General features: G+C 68.7%; 15 protein-coding genes. 4 read left to right on the forward strand and 11 right to left on the reverse strand.

The window, feature by feature from the left end; genetic code table 11:
* Positions 1 to 50: 50 nt before the first annotated feature.
* The 10 genes from U7230_RS00355 to U7230_RS00400 form a co-directional block, all read right to left on the reverse strand.
* Complete coding sequence (locus U7230_RS00355) at positions 51 to 1,673, reverse strand: TolC family protein (protein WP_324716775.1); 1,623 nt, start codon at positions 1,671 to 1,673, stop codon at positions 51 to 53.
* Positions 1,670 to 2,902, reverse strand: a complete 1,233-nt coding sequence (locus U7230_RS00360; RefSeq protein WP_324716776.1) for a TolC family protein — start codon at positions 2,900 to 2,902, stop codon at positions 1,670 to 1,672. Before U7230_RS00360 ends, U7230_RS00355 begins: the two co-directional genes overlap by 4 nt.
* Positions 2,903 to 3,073: 171 nt before the next feature.
* Positions 3,074 to 4,042: an ABC transporter ATP-binding protein gene (locus U7230_RS00365; RefSeq protein WP_324716777.1), complete on the reverse strand. Its 969-nt coding sequence runs from the start codon at positions 4,040 to 4,042 to the stop codon at positions 3,074 to 3,076.
* Positions 4,039 to 4,569 (reverse strand): GntR family transcriptional regulator, encoded by a 531-nt coding sequence (locus U7230_RS00370; RefSeq protein WP_324716778.1) that lies wholly within the window; start codon positions 4,567 to 4,569, stop codon positions 4,039 to 4,041. The genes U7230_RS00365 and U7230_RS00370 overlap by 4 nt, the downstream gene beginning before the upstream one ends.
* The gene (locus U7230_RS00375; protein ID WP_324716779.1) at positions 4,566 to 5,357 is read right to left on the reverse strand and encodes an ABC transporter permease; all 792 of its coding nucleotides are present in this window, start codon (positions 5,355 to 5,357) and stop codon (positions 4,566 to 4,568) included. Before U7230_RS00375 ends, U7230_RS00370 begins: the two co-directional genes overlap by 4 nt.
* A gap of 64 nt (positions 5,358 to 5,421) precedes the next feature.
* On the reverse strand, positions 5,422 to 6,624 hold the full coding sequence (locus tag U7230_RS00380; protein WP_324716780.1) for a hypothetical protein: 1,203 nt from the start codon (positions 6,622 to 6,624) through the stop codon (positions 5,422 to 5,424).
* 5 nt (positions 6,625 to 6,629) lie between these two features.
* Positions 6,630 to 7,463 (reverse strand): outer membrane lipoprotein-sorting protein, encoded by an 834-nt coding sequence (locus tag U7230_RS00385; protein ID WP_324716781.1) that lies wholly within the window; start codon positions 7,461 to 7,463, stop codon positions 6,630 to 6,632.
* 58 nt (positions 7,464 to 7,521) lie between these two features.
* Positions 7,522 to 8,781, reverse strand: coding sequence for an ABC transporter permease (locus U7230_RS00390; protein ID WP_324716782.1), 1,260 nt, complete (start codon positions 8,779 to 8,781; stop codon positions 7,522 to 7,524).
* Between the two features lie 34 nt (positions 8,782 to 8,815).
* Positions 8,816 to 10,084, reverse strand: a complete 1,269-nt coding sequence (locus U7230_RS00395; RefSeq protein ID WP_324716783.1) for an ABC transporter permease — start codon at positions 10,082 to 10,084, stop codon at positions 8,816 to 8,818.
* A 5-nt stretch (positions 10,085 to 10,089) separates the two neighbouring features.
* Positions 10,090 to 10,776: an ABC transporter ATP-binding protein gene (locus U7230_RS00400; RefSeq protein WP_324716784.1), complete on the reverse strand. Its 687-nt coding sequence runs from the start codon at positions 10,774 to 10,776 to the stop codon at positions 10,090 to 10,092.
* Between the two features lie 288 nt (positions 10,777 to 11,064).
* On the opposite strand from U7230_RS00400, the gene U7230_RS00405 reads away from it, so the two are divergent.
* Entirely contained in the window at positions 11,065 to 11,583 is a 519-nt protein-coding gene (locus U7230_RS00405; RefSeq protein WP_324716785.1) for a cupredoxin domain-containing protein, read from the forward strand.
* Between the two features lie 101 nt (positions 11,584 to 11,684).
* On the opposite strand, the gene U7230_RS00410 is transcribed toward U7230_RS00405, so the two are convergent.
* On the reverse strand, positions 11,685 to 13,214 hold the full coding sequence (locus U7230_RS00410) for a methyltransferase domain-containing protein (RefSeq protein WP_324716786.1): 1,530 nt from the start codon (positions 13,212 to 13,214) through the stop codon (positions 11,685 to 11,687).
* 221 nt (positions 13,215 to 13,435) lie between these two features.
* Here U7230_RS00410 and U7230_RS00415 point away from each other — a divergent pair, with 221 nt between their 5' ends.
* The 3 genes from U7230_RS00415 to U7230_RS00425 are packed head-to-tail and all read left to right on the forward strand — an operon-like array spanning position 13,436 to position 16,210.
* Positions 13,436 to 14,341 carry an SIS domain-containing protein gene (locus tag U7230_RS00415; RefSeq protein WP_324716787.1) on the forward strand — a complete coding sequence of 302 codons (906 nt, stop codon included), beginning with the start codon at positions 13,436 to 13,438 and terminating at the stop codon, positions 14,339 to 14,341.
* A 10-nt stretch (positions 14,342 to 14,351) separates the two neighbouring features.
* Positions 14,352 to 15,317 (forward strand): carbohydrate kinase family protein, encoded by a 966-nt coding sequence (locus U7230_RS00420; protein WP_324716788.1) that lies wholly within the window; start codon positions 14,352 to 14,354, stop codon positions 15,315 to 15,317.
* Positions 15,317 to 16,210: a carbohydrate ABC transporter permease gene (locus U7230_RS00425; RefSeq protein WP_324716789.1), complete on the forward strand. Its 894-nt coding sequence runs from the start codon at positions 15,317 to 15,319 to the stop codon at positions 16,208 to 16,210. Before U7230_RS00420 ends, U7230_RS00425 begins: the two co-directional genes overlap by 1 nt.
* Positions 16,211 to 16,223: the final 13 nt, after the last annotated feature.

A 16,223-nucleotide genomic window follows, 5' to 3' on the forward strand; every position in this document is an offset into this window, starting at 1 on the left:
CCGCCGGTACCGCGCGTCCCGCATGTCCCACTCCTGCGACGCAACGCACCTTAGTTGCCGGCGGCAGATGCGCCGTCATTCCCGGCCGCGATCCCACCCGCGACCCCCTGGAGCCGGGCGACGAACTGCTCGGTCTCGTGCCGCAGCGTAGCGGCCCCCTCGATGACATCCAGGGCCGCCAGATCGAGCGTGCGCCGGGCTTCGTCCACCTCCGTTTGCGAGGCAGCGCCTCCCCGGGCCCGGGCCTGGGCCGTCCGCCACGCGAGTTCTGCTTGATCCATGGACGCAAGGGCAGCGTGCAGGTTGAGGGCTGCACTCGCCACGGACTGCCACCGGCTGGCCACGTCGTTGGCCACCGTTCGCTCGGCATCGGCAAGGGCGGCCCGGGCGTCGTCGACGGCTTGCCGTGCCTTTTCGACGTCGAGGCGCCGCGCTCCGCCGTCGAGCAGGGAAAGCCCGGCCGCGACCCCGGCGAACCACGTGCCCTCACCAATCAGGCTCGAGCCGCCGGACGAAGTCTCGATGGGGGCCCGGACGCCGCCGGAGAGGCTCACGGTGCCCCACCTGGCCTCGACGGCCCGCTGCTGGCGGACCGCAAGATCGAGACGGGCCTTCGCCAGCGTAACCTCCGGCGCCCGGCGCAGGGCGGCAACGACGAGCCCGTCAGGCAGGGGCCGAACGGAAGTTGCAAGCCCGCGCCCGTCGGGCGGGCCGACCGGAAACTGCCCGCCCGGGAAGCCGGCGGGCGAGAGCGCTGCGGCAGCTGCCTGCCGGGCGGCCGCGACCAGAGCGTCACCGGTGGAGAGCGCCGGTAGCCGGGAGGCGGGGAAGCCCAGGGACTGCTCCAGCGAGGCGAGGGATGCGACCTCTTTCTGGAGCGCTGCCGCAGCCTGCTGGGCAGCCTGGCGAGCCTGCGCGACCACGTCTGGCCCTGCCAGGCCGGCTGCCTGCCGGGCCCTGGCCCGATCCAGGGCCTCTTCGGCCGACCTCAGAGCGCTTTGACGGACGGAGACCCGGGCTGCGGCCGCCTGGACCTGCACGTAGAGCAGGCGTGCCCTGGCCGCTGCCGCACTCTCTGCCTCCCGGAGCGCGGACGTCGCGTCCTGCAGGGTCACCGAAGCGCTCAGAGCCTGGAGAGAGCGGTCCGAAGCGCCGGGCGGCGGCCAGAGCGTCCAGGTCGCCTGGAAAGACGCGATGCTCTTCTCCGCCTGCGTGGATGATGTCGCCGGCGTGGTGCCCTTCGGGGGTTCCTGCCGGTTGGCGACGTGTACGGTGCCGGACAGCGCCAGAGGGTCGACGGGTGACCACTGCAGTGTGAGGTCTCCGGCTGTCGCGCCCTCCGAGCCGCCGAGATTGCCGCCCGGGGGCACTCCCCACTCGGCCGATCCGGAGACGTCGAACCGGGGGGCAGCCGCCACTCCGGTCGCCTTCTGATAGTTGATCCGGGCCGTCTCGTAATCGGTGCGGGCCTTGCGCACGGCCGCGTCCCCCTCGACGTAGGCGGCGACGGCCTCTTCGAGGGAGACGGGGGAGGCGGGGCCCTGCGCGGCGACAGGCGCCGCCGCCCGTGCGGCTCCCCCTGCTGCTGTCAGGGCCCCCGCCATCATGAGCAGCGCGGCCACGAGCCGCACGGCCGGAAGCCGTGTGCCCGGCCCACTACGGCGGTCGTTCATGAGGCCGGCTCCTCGAGCAGCTTGTCCAGGGCGCCGGCCGGCCCCCACCCGGGTGCCTCGCCCAGCTGCTTGTGCAGGTCGACCAGCGCGGTGAGGTAGGTCTTGACGGCGTTCGCGTAACTCTGCTGCGCCTTGGCCACCGCCGCCTGCGCAGCGGTCACGTCCTGGTCGGTCTTGAGGCCGAGCTTGCGCTGCTGCTGTACGCCGTCGAGCCGCCGTTGCTCGAGCTCCATCTGAGCCCTGGCCACGTCAACGCCCCGCCGCGCCACCTGCACCTGCCCGAGCGCCCCTCGCACCGCTGCCTCCACGCCGCGTTCTGCCTGCCGGGCGGCCAGCTGGGCCTGGCGCAAGTTGGCGTGTTGCACCTGCAGCTCGAGAGGGGATGCCTTTTCGGCTTCGGCTTGATCGAGCTGTTTTTGAGCGATGTCGACCGCTTCCCGCCGCCACTTGACGTCTCGGCTGGCGGCGAGCGCCTTTTGCAGAGCTTGCTGAGCGGTGATGCCCGGCACCGGCGGCAGCTGGGCGGGAAGCGCCAGCGCGTCGGCCTGTGGCATCTGCTCCGGGTAGCCGAGAGCCTGGGCGAGGCGATCCATCGCCTGGTCCAGGGCCAGTTGCGCCCGGGCGAGATCGGCCTCCGTGGACTGCAACTGGTTTTCGGCGTCCTGCAACTCGAGGGGACCGAGGGAGCCCGCCGCGGCCTTTTGCCGGGCCGTGTCACGGGCCTGGCGGGCGTTCTGTGCTTGGAGGGTCGCGGCCTGCAGCCCGTAGCGGGCTGCGACCACGTCGACGTACGCCCCGACGGTCGAGGAGACCGTCTGGTGGTAAGCGTCGACGAGCTGGTTTTGCGCCTGGACGAAGGTGTGTCGCGCGAGCTGTTCGGCGAACGGCGACGGCGAGGCGGCGTTGGCGGCGATGGCCTGCTGGTACTCGAGGCGAGCCTTTTCGAGCGCCAGCCGGGCCTGCTCGAAGTCGGCACCCTGGAGCGCGACCGCGACGGCGTCATCCAGCGTGAAGGCGCCCGGCGACGAGGCCGCGGAGGTTGCGGAAGCCTGCTTGGCCCCGGCAGCCGGAGCCGTGCCACCGGCTGGAGCCGCACCGCCGGACGGCGGCGTGCCGGAAGCTGCCCTGGCCACGTCAGGAGCGATCGCCAGCAGAGCGGCCGTCCACGCTACCAGGAGAGCCACCGCCGGCACGAAAGCCACGTGCCAGGCCGGGACTCGTCCAACCATGCGACGACGGCCCCCTGCACCCCGCCTCACGCCCCTGTGTCCCTTGGGGTCGGTTGCCACGTGCTGCTGCCCCCTCCAGGTGGCCCGCCTTGCCGGAGACCACCCTCACCCATCATAGCCACCGACTGGACGCCGATGATGAAGACTCCACGGAGAAAATGTGAACCCCCTTCACATGAGCGCCGCCTCAGCGGCTTGGTCCGGCGGTCGCGGCAGGGTGCGCTCGCCAGGGCTTTCCACGTAGCTGAGGAAGATGGCCTCGAGGTCGAGGTCGTAGACGCCTGCCACCCGCACGCCGGGGATCTGCCCGAGTCGCGCGGTGAGTTGTGCAACGCTTTCCGGGCCCGCACCCCCACTGGCCGTCACGGTCAGGAGGTACCCGTGGGCCTCCCGTTCGACGAGGCGCACTCCGGGTAGGCGCAGCTGCTCCTCGGGCAGTTCTCGTTCGCACGTGACCCGCACGCGCTTTTCCGTCTCGTAGAGCGCGTCGAGGGGGCTTTCTCGTAACGCCTGCCCCCGATGGACGAGGCCCACGGTGTCGGCGAGCCGCGACGCCGCGTACAGGTCGTGCGTCGACAGCATCACCGTCCGCCCGAACCGGGCGTTTTCCTCAAGCAGCAGCTGCATGTACAGGCGCCGGTGTACCGGGTCGAGCCCGACGAAGGGGTCGTCGAGGAGCAACAGCTGCGGGTCGTGGGCCACCGCCAGGCACAGGCTGAGCATGGCCAGCTGCCCCCGGGAGAGCTGGCGCACCCTGGCCGTGAGCGGGAGGTCGAAGGTCTCGAGGTACGTTCGAGTGCGGCGCTCGTTCCAGCGAGGGTACGAGCTTCGGGCAAAAGCCAGCACCTCGCTCACCCGCATGGCGGGGTAAAGGCCAGGCCGTTCCGGGGCGTAACCGATCCGGGCCCGCAAGCGGGACGTGGCTCGCGGCGTGAGGGCGTGCCCGAGGACGGCCGCCTCGCCCCCGTCGGCGCGCAGCATGCCCATGAGAATGCGCAGCGTCGTGGTCTTCCCTGCGCCGTTTCGCCCGACGAGCGCATAGACGCTGCCCGCCGGCACCGTGAGCGATAGGCCGTCGAGTGCCACCGTCCCGCCCGGGTATCGCTTGACGAGCTCCCGGATCTCTACCGCTGCCGTCACGACTCGGGCACCCCTTTTCGACCCACATTTGAACTGCCCGCCTCGTCGGGCCCCCCTGCGTCGTCCTGCCGGCCCGCGTGGCCCTGGCCCTCCTGCCCCGGGCTCCACCGTTGTTGCAGGCGCTGGTCGACCAGGCGCCTCAGTTCGCCAGTCGAATACCCCAGCGCGACCGCCTGCGCCACCAGATGGTCGATGGCTTGCGCCAGGAGCCGCCAGCGTTCCTCGTCCGAAAAGCGCCGTCCCGCTGTCGGCCGTACGAAGACCCCTTTGCCGTGCACCGTCTCGAGCAGCCCCTCGTGCTCGAGTTCCTGGTAGACCTTGAAGACCGTGTTGGGATTGACCGTCAGTTGCAGCGCTAGCTCCCGCACGGACGGAAGCCGGTCTCCGGATCGCAGCACGCCTGAAGCCACGGCTGCCCGCACCTGATTGCGCAGCTGCACGTGGAGCGGAACCCCGCTCGCCGGGTCAAGGTGGAACCACAGGCGTTGGCCCGCCGCATCCTGCCGCCGGTCCGGAGAACCGCTCAAGAGTAGACCTCCCGCCGCTCGACGCGGATGAGGGCGAGCCCCGTGAAGATCACGAAGAACACCACCACCACCGCCAGGTCGGCCCAGGGAAATCCACGCCCCCATAGGGCATGGAACACGTTGACGTTGCTGAGCGGGTTCCAGAGCGCCAGCTGGCGAAGCGGGCCCGAGCTCGGCGCTGTGAGGTTGAAGAGACAAACCGCGACGATGATCAACATCGCCGTGACCACGGCCTTCGAGTACTCGGAAAAGAAGGTGCCCCACCATAGGGCGAAAGCGGCGAGCGAGAGATTGACGGCGTACGCCACCAAGAATGCCCGCAGGTAGGCGGCCACCTCGAGCGGCTGCCCCAGGACTACCACGGTGCCCTGTACGGCCCCGTAGACCACCGCGTGCACCACCGCCGACTGCATCGCGACGGCCCCGAGGCGTGCCAGAACGATGCGCCATCGGGGAAATGGGAGCGTGAAGAGGAACTCGGCGGTTCCCTGCTCGAGCTCCCGGGTGTAGATACCTGCCGCCAGCGCTACGGCGAAGTAGGCGAGCAGGAGCTGAAGGTAACTGAGGAGCTCGATCTGCACCCAGGCTTTCATCGAGGGCCACTCCGGTATCGGGCCCGCCATCGCGCGTAGCCATGAGGGATAGTGGCTGAGCCAGGCGGGCAGGTCGATGCTGGCGGCCGTCGACGGATAGACCGAGGCGATCCAGGCGGCTATGAGGCCCATCACGGCGGCCCAGACGATGACCGTGCCCCGTTCGGCTTTGAAGAATTGCCAGAAGATGGCCATGTTTCCGGAACGTGGTCCTCCTTCGTCGGCTCGTTTCTGCCCGGTTCATCGCCCTCAGGCGCGCTCAAAAGGTGTAGCGCGCTCGCGCTATGGCCACCACGTCGGGCACGGGACCGCCAAACGTCCCAACAGCGTCTGGCAAGAGGCCCCAGCCCGTCAACGAGGAGAGAACCTTTTCCTTCGGGCCGGCGGGAAAGCCGGCGCCGAGCTCGACCCGCAGCCGATCATCGACGGCTACCTTCAAGGAAGGTTCAACCCACGCGGCGCGGCCGTCCAGGTCGACCACGACGCCGGCGTCGAGGCTCGTGAACTCATCCAGTGAGTAGGCGGCGTGCGCGGCAAGGTAGCGGGCGGGTGACGGGAGGGAGCCGCCGGCTACGTACCGGTATTCGGTGAGAGTGAAGAGCCGGCCGTCGAGCAGGCTACGCTCGAGGCCGAGCACGGCCTGCCACCGGTCGCCGCCCGTCGCCGCGTTCGCACCGGCTCCGGCAAGAACCCTACTGCCCCAGGGCCTCTCGTGGAGAATCTCTCCGTGCCAGCCCAGGCTCCAGCCGGCGGAGCCGAGGTCGCCCCGGGCCGCTGCCCCTATCTTGTGGTAACCGTCTGCCCCGTCGGACAGGTAGGCGGCGCGAAGGTCCGTCTCGCCCACGTGCTCGCCGTAGATCGCCCCGACCCGGGGACGCCCGGATCCCTCAGAGGCGCCGGGACCCGGGGGTGGAAGGGCGGCGACGAGCGACCAGAACGAAAGCGGCCCGGTGCTTCGGCGCACGACCAACGCGTCGGCTCCGACCCTCGGCCCGGTCGGATCGAGCGGGTTGGGCGGGTTGAACAGGTCCATCGGGCTGAAGGCGTACCCGACGCCCCAGGCGATGCGCTGGCGACCAAGGGTCACGCGGGTGGCACCATCGTTCCACTGCACCGCCACCCGGTCCACCCGCATCGGCGGTGCGCCCGGCGGGGATGGGCTCCCCGTCTGACTCGCCGACGAGAAGGCCAGCTCTCCCTGCATGCTGGAGCCCGCTCCGGGGTCAGGGGCTGCCCTCAGCCCGATGCGGAGCTTTTCCCGGACAGCCCAATCCCACGTCCCGCCGGTGCCGGAGGCGGCCACCTCCGTCATGAGCTCGCCCGTTACCTCCAGGCCGCTCCCCGTGGCTGCTGGCGCCACGGGGCCAGCCAGCGCCGCAACGACCGCCCAGGCGGCCGCGAGGAGCCATGTCCCCGTCCACGCTTTCCGGCATCCGCGCTCCTGTTGGCGATGCGTCCGCACGGCCTTCACCGTCCCGTCAGCCGCTGGAGCGAAAACGTGCCGGCCGGGATCTCCACGCCCATGTCCAGCCGCGTGATGGTCATGGTGGTCCTGGTGCCCCGGCGCAGCAAGTTCTCCATGATGGCCTCGGCCGGGTAGTAGCGTTCGCCGGCGCGCCGGACGTCGCGCGCGCTCAGGCGCTTGAGGATCTTGCCGCTGGGGGCGTACAGTTCCTCTTTCAGGGCCACCCACTCCGCCTGGCTCACCCAGACTTTGCGCCGGTAGTAAGAGACCTCACGGCCGGGCTTCGCGGTGAGTTCGAGGACGTAGCACGCCTTGCCGTCGACGAGCTCCTCGCCCGCGAGGCTGGCGTCGTAGAGCATTCGCAGTTGCTCGGACTCGAGCGCGTCCTGGTAGGAGAAGTCACTGCCCATCATGCCCTGGCGCAGCATGTGCCCGGAGATCCTCACCACCTCCTCCGCCTCGGGGGAGTAGATCCACATTTCGCTTCCGACCTTGAGGTAGCGTGTCCCCCGGTCTCCGGGGTTGGTGAACTCGACGAGCGCCTTGCTGCCGTTGCCCTCCTCCCAGATCCGCATGGTCTTGGTCATGCGCCGCCCGCCCGACTCGATGACCAGCGACGCCTCCATGTAGGCAGTGGGCATGCGGGCGTTGGCGTCCACCCGCTCGAGGATGGTGGCGGCGTCCACGGGCGAGCCTGCCGATCGGGCCGCCGCACCGCTGGCGATCGCCCGGACTGCGCTGCCGGTTGTCCACGCCGTGCTGCCCGCAAGCACTGCTGCGGCTACGGCCGGGATCACCGCTCCTACTGCTGCCGCTGCCGCCGCTCGAATCCTCACACCGTTCGCCTCCTCCTGGCGTTCCGCCCTCACTCTGGTGCATTCCGTGGCAACGCCCTCACACGCTGCGCAGGGCCTCCGTGGGCCGGGTGCGGGTCGCCGTCCACGCCGGGCTCAAGGTCGCCAGCACCGTGATGGCCCATCCTAGACCGAAGGCCACCGCGGTCGTCTCCCAGCTCTGCACGGGGTAGAGCACGGGGAAGTACAGGAGATCTTTACCGGCGGCCCGGACGTACGAGCTGACGTCGAGCCCTGCGTGGGCGAGCCACTCGTTGACGCCGCTTCCCACCGCTGCCCCCACCGCGCTGCCCACCAGGCCGATGAGCCCTGCCTCGGCCAGGACGAGCCGCAGCATGTCGCTCGGCGTGAACCCCAGCGCGCCCAGCATCCCCAACTCCCGCCGCCGCTCGTTGACGATCATCCAAAACGTGTTGAACACCACGAAACAGGCCAGCATGATGACGAGCCCGTACACGATGGAAAAGACGACCTGGACGGTGGTCAGGTAACGGACCATGGCGTTGTGCTGTTGCCACGGGATGGCCAGGTAGGCCTCGGTGGCCCCTTTCTCCCGGAGGACAGCCCGCACCTCCGAAGCGATGCTCTGGGCGCTTCCCTGCGTCGCCCCGAACACCACGACCTCGGTCACCGCCCCCGGCATCGACAGAAGGGCCTGCGCCCGATCCAGCGGGAGATAGGCGCTACCCTCGTCTAGGAGGCGCAGACCGCTTCGCATGCGCCCGGAGACGGTGAAAGTCGCCGCCCGCAGCGCGCCGAAGGCATCATGGAAAAGGAAAGTGACCCGCCCGCCCACCTGCAGTCCCAGACTATCCATCAGATCCTTGCCGAGGAGCACCTCTTTCTCCCCCGGCTTCGGAAGCCTCCCCTCATCGACGAACCGGGAAAGGTGTGCCACGCGGTCTTCGGCAGCCAGGTCGGTGCCGATCACCATGATCCCTCGAGTCCTTTCCCCTTTGGAGAAGAGGGCTCCAAAGCGAATCCGGCCGAACGCTTCCGTGACGCCCGGCAGCCCCCGCGTGGCCTCCACCACGGCCTCGAATCCCTCGCCGTGGAACCCCTCGACCGGGTAGGCGAGCGACAGGAGCCGCTCCTTCTGGCGGTACTCGGGGCGGATGATGCGTACGTGGCCCGAGGTGAGCCGGATGGTGTTGCCGAGCACGGTGTCGACCGAGCCGTCGACGAACCCCTTCAGCAGGATCACCACGGCCACCCCGGCGGCCACTGCCCCCACGCTGAGCAGGGTGCGAGCCCGGTTGCGCGACAGGTTGCGCCAGGCCATCCGCACGACGTACGGCATGCTCGTCGTCCTCTCAAGAAAGAGCTCCCATGGCTCAAAGGTTCCTGAGCGCGGCTGCGGCATCCAGCCGGGCGGCACGTCGAGCCGGTAGGGCGCTGGCGACCAGGCAGACGGCGACGCCGAACAGGAAAGCGCCGGCCATCGTGACGGGGTTCCAGGCGCCCGTGAAGACCCCCGACAGGGGATAGCCGACATCCACGTCCCGGAGAAGCGGGGTCAGGTCGAGCCCGTAGTTGACGAACCAGAACTCCGTAGCCATGGCCGCTGCCACCCCCGTTACGCCGCCCAGCACGCCCACCAACCCCGCCTCGGCCATGAACACCCCCGCGATCTCCCGGGTCGTCATCCCCATCGCCTTGAGGGTGCCGATCTCGCGCGTGCGCTCCAGGGTGGCGAGGAGCACCGTGTTGACGACTCCGACGAGCGCGATGACGAAGACCAGGGCGAGGAACACCATGTCATAGGCGCGTTCGGCCTGAATCATGGCCAGGACGTCCTGGGCCATCGCCTGCCACGCGTGAACGCTCAGAGCCGGCTGCGCCCTGGCGCCCACCGTTTGCTCGATCTCGCTCTGGAGCGCTGCAGCGTGGCCTTCGCCGGTCCCGCGGATGTCGACCTCCGTGGCGGCGTCTCCGACTCCCAGCGCCAGCTGGGCGGCCTGGAGCGGCAGGTAGACCGTGCTCGCGTTGACCCCAGGGTGGGGGCTGTCGAGGAGGCCTGCTACTTGCAGGTCGATGGCCTGCATCGCGCCGCTCCTTGTGCGCGTGACGAGCGTAAAGGTGTCGCCCACTCCGAGACCCATGAGCTCGGCCACCGCTTTACCGAGCATGGCCTGGGCGACACCCGGCCCCATGGCCTCGTCATGGGGCTGGGGCCAGCGGCCTTGGACCACGTACTTTTCCAGGGAGAAGACCCGGCCGTCCGCCTGCGGGTCGATACCGACCGCCGTGACCGGGAGCTCGTCGACGCCATTGTTGAGCTGCGCGGCGAAGACCAGGCGGGGGGTAGCGCCCTCGACGCCAGGCACGGCAGCGACCCGGCGCACGATGTCGCGAGGCCGCTCGATGAGGGGGTCGAGTGGAAGTTCGTCGCGCTTGTCCCAGTATCCGGCGGCGTGGATGCGGACGTGGGACGTTTCCAGTTCCACGAGGTTGCGCACCGAGTCGCGCCCAAGCCCCTGCAAGAAGGAGTCCAGGAAGATGAAATACCAGAGCCCGACCGCGACGGCCAGGAAGGTCAGCACCGTGCGGCGGGGCCGGCGCCAGAGGTTGCGGGCGGCGAGGCGCAGGAAGTAACGTACCATGGCCCTTACCGCCTCTCGTCCTTCTCAATGCGGCCGTCGCGCAGCTCGATGAGCCGCCGGGCGTGCTTCATCACGCGGGGGTCATGCGTCGAGAAGACGAAGGTGACGCCCCGGCGGGCGTTGAGCGTACGCATGAGGGAGAGCACGGCCTCGCCGTTTTCGGAGTCGAGGTTGGCGGTGGGTTCGTCGGCCAGAACGAGCTTGGGCGCCTTGACGAGGGCGCGGGCGATGGCGACCCGCTGCTGCTGCCCGCCGGAGAGGTCGGCAGGGCGGCGGCGTTCGAGTCCCGCGAGGCCTACCTCGGCGAGCATGGTAAGAACGCGGCGGCGGATCTCGGCGTCAGAGAGGCCCCCGGCGAGCCGCAGGGGGAGCTCCACGTTTTCGTACGCCGTCAGCACCGGGATGAGGTTGTAGGACTGAAAGACAAAGCCGACCTCCCGGCGGCGGATGTAGGCCAACCGGTTGGCGTCGAGCGAGGCGAGCTCGCGCCCGTCGAGGCGAATGCTGCCGGCCGTCGGCGTATCGAGGCAGCCGATGAGGTTGAGCAACGTCGTCTTGCCCGAGCCCGACGGCCCGGCGATGGCGACAAACTCGCCCGGGTCGATGGCCAGGTCGATGCCCCTCAGGGCCGCAACCTCGGCGCGGCCGTGCAGGTAGACCTTTGTGACGCCGTGCAGCTCCAGGATGTGCATACCAGCTTGCCTGCCTTTCGACGGGGTGCACCACTTGCAGTCGCTGGCCACGCCGGCCGCGCGCGTGTTGCACAGTACTAGTACAGCGTGCAGTTTGTCAATCCTTCGGTACGGGGAAACCAGCTCGCCACAGGCAGGACGGAGGGAGATCCTTCGCGTGAGTCGCCGAGGCGTTCGGAACCGGTCTCCAGTAACAGGCCTGGCATTCGGTCCATAAGTTTCCGCGGATGGTAAGTAATGGACGTTGCTTACGGTTACAATGTGATCCGAGAGGGGGGTCCCACAGGCATGACGGAGGTCGAAGTGCCGAGGCCGGGCATCCGGGGGATGGGCATCGTGGCGGCGGCGGTCACGGTGGTGCTGGGGCTCGCAGCAGGGGCGCTGGCCGCGGAGAGCGGCCACTCAGACGAGCCGTCCGCGGGCGCCGGGGGCACGACGTTGGTCCTGGAGATGGGGGATTACCACTTCACGCCGTCCCGCATCACACTGAAACCCGGGCAAACCTACCATCTGGTGGTCCGCAACCGGGGTACGACAGAGCACGAGCTGATGATCGGCCGGGGATTGGTCACCTCGGGGGGCACGCATAGCTTTCGCACCAACTTCTTCAGCGGCGTGGAGGTCTTGTTGAAGGCGGGCGAGGCGGCCGCGGAGGTCGAGGATCTGGGGGAGCTGGAGGTCGAACCCGGCGGGGAGGCCAGCCTCGACTTCACGGTGCCTGCCGACCACCAGGGCGATTGGGAGATGGCCTGCCTGGTGCCCGGCCACTACGAACTCGGGATGCACGGTACGGTGACCGTTCGCTAGATCCGTGTCGAGCAACTCAGGGCGGAGTCGGGCGGCCCTGCCGATCGAGCGGGGCCGCTTCTCACCGGAGTGGAGCCGAGCGACGTTTCCACGGCGAACGGCTACGGGCGAGCCAGCGGCTTGGCGGCTAGCAACACGGTCCAAAGCCGGTGCACCACGGGCCCGCCGGCCGCGGCCGGCCGGGGGGATACGATGCGACCGACCACAGCCGCATCGGCCTGTTGGATGAGCCGTGCGGCGGCCTTGCCTTCCGGGCTGTCCGGCGAGATGGGGGCGAGCCACTGTTCCCACGGCACGTCGGCCGACACCGTCTCCAGGTGCGTCACCTCGAGGCCTGCGCGAGTCACGAGTTCCCGCCATTCACCTGGCGTATAGGCCCTTGCGTGAGATGAGTCGCGTGCGAGTTCGAGCGCGTTCAACAGGGCGGCCGCGCCCGGATCCTCCGGAGGGCTCATGTCGGCGATGCCGAGCCTTCCACCGGGACGCAGCACCCGGGTCATTTCTGCCAGCGCCCGCCGGATGTCGGCGAAGTGGTGCGGTGCCCGGCGGGAGACCACCACGTCGAACGCGCCGTCCTCGAAGGGCAGGTGCTCCGCATCCCCGACGTGGAACCGCACGTTGTGGAGCCCGTGCTCCCGGGCCGTTCGCTCGAAGGGGTCACGCATGGCCTCGGTCAGGTCGAGCCCGATCACCTCGGCAACGTGATTCGCCAGGCGGAAGGCCGTGTGGCCCCCGCCGGTGGCGACGTCCAAAGCCCGCTCGCCGGGCCGGGGGCGCAGCATCTCGATGAGGCGCTCCAGGTCGGAGCCGTGCCGGTGGCCGGCGCTCGTGCCGTAATGGGCCGCGTACCGGCCGAAAAAGGACCGCACCCGTTCCTTGGTGCCCGGGAGGCGCTCCAGATTGCGCCGGCTGATGGCGAGGCTCTCCAGGGGCGGGCGGCGGCAGACGTCTTGCTCGACCACGTACCACTCGACCCCGGCCTCCTGGCATGCGCTCAAGATGGCCGGCCACTCCAGATTGCCTTCACCGACCTCGGCCATGGCCTGCACACCGTCGAGGATGGTCATGTCCTTGAGGTGCACGGCCGGCAGCTTGCCCGCCGCCCGCCGGATCCAGGCGGCCGGGTCAGCGCCGCCGTGCTGCACCCAGTAAGTGTCGAGTTCGAGGGCGTAATGGGTGGCCTGGTCGAGCAGGATCTGCATCCCGCTCCGCGCACCGAACCGCTCGAACTCGAAGCTGTGGTTGTGATAGGCCAGGCGGACGCCCTCCCGGGCATACTGGGCGGCGAGCTCGTTGAGTTCGGCGGCGAACCGGTGGTAGCCGGCCTCGTGCCGGTAAGAGGGCGGCATGGAAGCGACCGCCGTGTACGTGGCGCCCCACAGGCGAAGTTCCCGCAAGACGGCCTCGGGCTCGGCACGCAGGCGTTCCCAGGAATTGTGCGTCGAGCAGACGGCCAGGCCTGCCGCCTGCAGCATGTCCCGCAAGTGTTGGGGGTCCACAGGGCCCAGTCCGGAGAGCTCCACGACATCGTACCCCGCCGCTTTGACCTGCCGGAGGATCTGCCCGATCTCCTCCGGCGTCCGGAGCATCTCGCGCAACGTGTAAAGCTGGGCAGCGATGCGCGTCGACACGGCCCCCACCGTCCTTCCGGGTGGCGTCTACTCAGGCGGACAGCGCAAGGATTGGCGCCGGTGCCGGGCTCTCCTGCATTGAGTGCCGCGTGGGCCCACGGTTTGGTGGGGATCTGACAACCGGGCGCATTGCACGGCTGAGATACAATCACGTTCGTGCATAGACATGTTGACTTCGTATCGGTTGCCGTGCTACCCTCCGGCTCGGGGGGGTTGCAGGCATGACCTTCACGGAGGCCGAGATTGCGAGCCAGCCGTCGGCGTGGCGGAAAACGCTGGAGTCGGTCAGCCGTTGGGAGCCCGTCTTCCGGGAGCTTTTCGGCACAGGGCGGGTTGCTCTGGTGGGAGCCGGCTCGTCCTACTACGTCGCCACCGCGGCAGCGGAGTATGCGCGAGAGTCCCTTGGCGTGGCAGCCCGGGCGGTGGCCGCTTCCGTGTACCGCCCCAATCCCGGAGAGGCCGTGCTTTTCATCAGCCGCAGCGGTACCACGACCGAGGTGCTGGAGGCGGCCCAGGCGGCCGATCGGGCGGCGATCCGGCCCCGGGTCTCGGTCACGTGTGACCCCGGCAACCCCCTGGCCACACGCGTGGACCATTCCATCCTGCTCGAGTGGGTGCGAGAGCAAAGCGTCGTGCAGACCTCCTCGGCGACGAGCGCTCTGCTGCTCTTGCGGGCAGCCGTGGATCGCCTGGCCGGTCGGCCGTTGCCGGGAGAGCTGCCGGATCTGCTCGAGCGGGTCATGACGAGCCCCCTTCCGGCTGAAGGCGTGGACCACCTGGTCGTCCTGGGCTCGGGCTGGCGCTTCGGGGTAGCGTGCGAGGCGGCCCTCAAGGCGCAGGAGATGGCACTGCTGTGGACCGAGCGTTACGTACCGCTGGAGTACCGCCACGGGCCCATGAGCTGCGCCGGCCCCTCCACGCTCGTCGTGATCCTCGACCCCTCGGACGAACGGATGGCCGCCCTGGCCCGCGACATCGGGGCGCTCGGGGCACGGGTCGTGCAGGCGGAGCACGACCCCATGGTGGAGCTCGTCCGCTTGCAGCGGCTGGCGTATGCGATCAGCCTGCGCAAGGGGCTCGACCCCGACCACCCGCGTCACCTGCGGCGCTCGATAGAGCTTGGGTGAGGCCGGGCGCATGAAGCAAGCATCGGACGTTACGGTGCTCGGCGAGCTCAACCCGGACATCGTCCTCAGCCGGGTGCAGGGCAAGCCGGCTCCCGGGCGGGAGCGGGTGGTGGAGGACGCGATCATCACGATTGGGAGTTCGTCGGCCATCTGCGCTACCATCCTCGCCCGTCTTGGGATCCGGGTACGGTTCGTGGGGATGGTCGGGGCCGACTGGTTCGGCCGGTTCATGGTGGAGGCGTTGAAAAACGAAGGGATCGCGACCTCCGTGAAGGTCGACCCGTCAGTGAAGACGGGCGTCACGGTCGCCATCACCGGAACGGACGAACGTATGCTCATCACCTTCCCCGGGGCCATGGCCGCCATGAAGGGCAGGGATGTCGACCTCGAGGCGGTGTTGGGCTCGCGTCACCTCCATGCCGGCTCTTTCTTTCTCCAGACCGCGTTGCAGCACGACCTGCCCGTCATCCTGCGTACGGCGGTGGAAGCGGGGATGACGACTTCCCTCGACCCCGGGCACGATCCGGCAGAGAGATGGGCGGGCCTCGAGAACGTGCTTCCCTGGGTGACGGTGCTGATGCTCAACGAGGTGGAGCTCCTGGGAATTGCTCGTACGCTCACCGGCGACGTGGGCATCCAAAACCCTCATGACGCGGCGCGGGCAGTCTGCGAGACGGTACGCGAAATGGTCGTCGTGAAGCGCGGGAAGGATGGGGCCTTTGCCGTGAGCCGTGACGGAAGGCTCGTCGAAAGCCCGCCATTTCGTGTCGACCCGGTGGATACGACGGGAGCCGGGGACGCTTTCGATGCAGGCTTCATCGTGCAGTGGCTCGCCGGGGCACCGGTGGAGAGCCGCCTGGCCTTTGCCAACGCGTGCGGGGCGATCGCGACGACCTATCCGGGCGGTACACCTGGCTTCCCGTCGTTGGAACGCGTGATGGAGTTCATGGCGCAGCGTGGACGGGGCATACGCTGATGAAGCGGAGTTGGCTGGATCGCCAGGGCAGCCTCGCCGGGGTACTGGTCTTGCCCGCCGCTCTACTGGTGGCGGCTGTGTTGGCATACCCCATTGTGAGAGCGGTAGCCATGAGCCTGACTGGGCTAGTGCTTTCCGATCCCTCGAGTGGCACGTGGGTGGGCCTGGCCAATTACCTCCGAGCCTTTCGCGACCCGGAGTTTCGCATGGCCCTTACCCGGACCCTTTACTTCGCTTTGGCGACGGTACCGGTTGAAACCGTGTTGGGGTTACTCATCGCTCTACTCCTCAACCAGCGGTTTCCTCTTCGCAACGTGGTTCGGGGTCTCGTTCTCCTGCCATGGGCCCTGCCGTACGTCGTCAACGGCACCATGTGGAAGTGGATATACGATGCGAACTACGGGGTTCTGAATGCTCTGCTCGTTCAAACCGGTCTGGCAAAGGACTATCAGATCTGGTTGGGGCAGCCTACCACTGCCTTCCTGGCAGTGGTAGCGGCCAACGTATGGAAGGAGACCCCCGTCGCGGTCATCCTTCTCCATGCGGCTCTACAGACCATCCCATCGCAGCTGTACGAAGCGGCGATGGTAGACGGAGCGACTGTGTGGAGGCGGTTTACAGCCATCACGTTGCCCATGCTGAGGCCGGTGATTGCCGTCACGCTCGCGATCAAGACCGTCTGGGCCATCAAGGAGTTCGACCTTGTCTACATCATGACTCGAGGAGGCCCGGCGAACGCGACCAATCTGCTCACTTACTACACCTACCTGACGACTTTCAAGTTCCTTCGGTTCGGATACGGGTCGGCCCTCGCCATCTTACTCGGGATCGTGGCCTTCGTTGTGGCCGTGATATACGTCCGGACCCTCGGCTCGCAGGAAGTGGAGGCGTAGGAGGTGGCCGAGA

The organism is Limnochorda sp. L945t (assembly GCF_035593305.1).
Lineage (GTDB): Bacteria > Bacillota > Limnochordia > Limnochordales > Geochordaceae > Carboxydichorda > Carboxydichorda subterranea.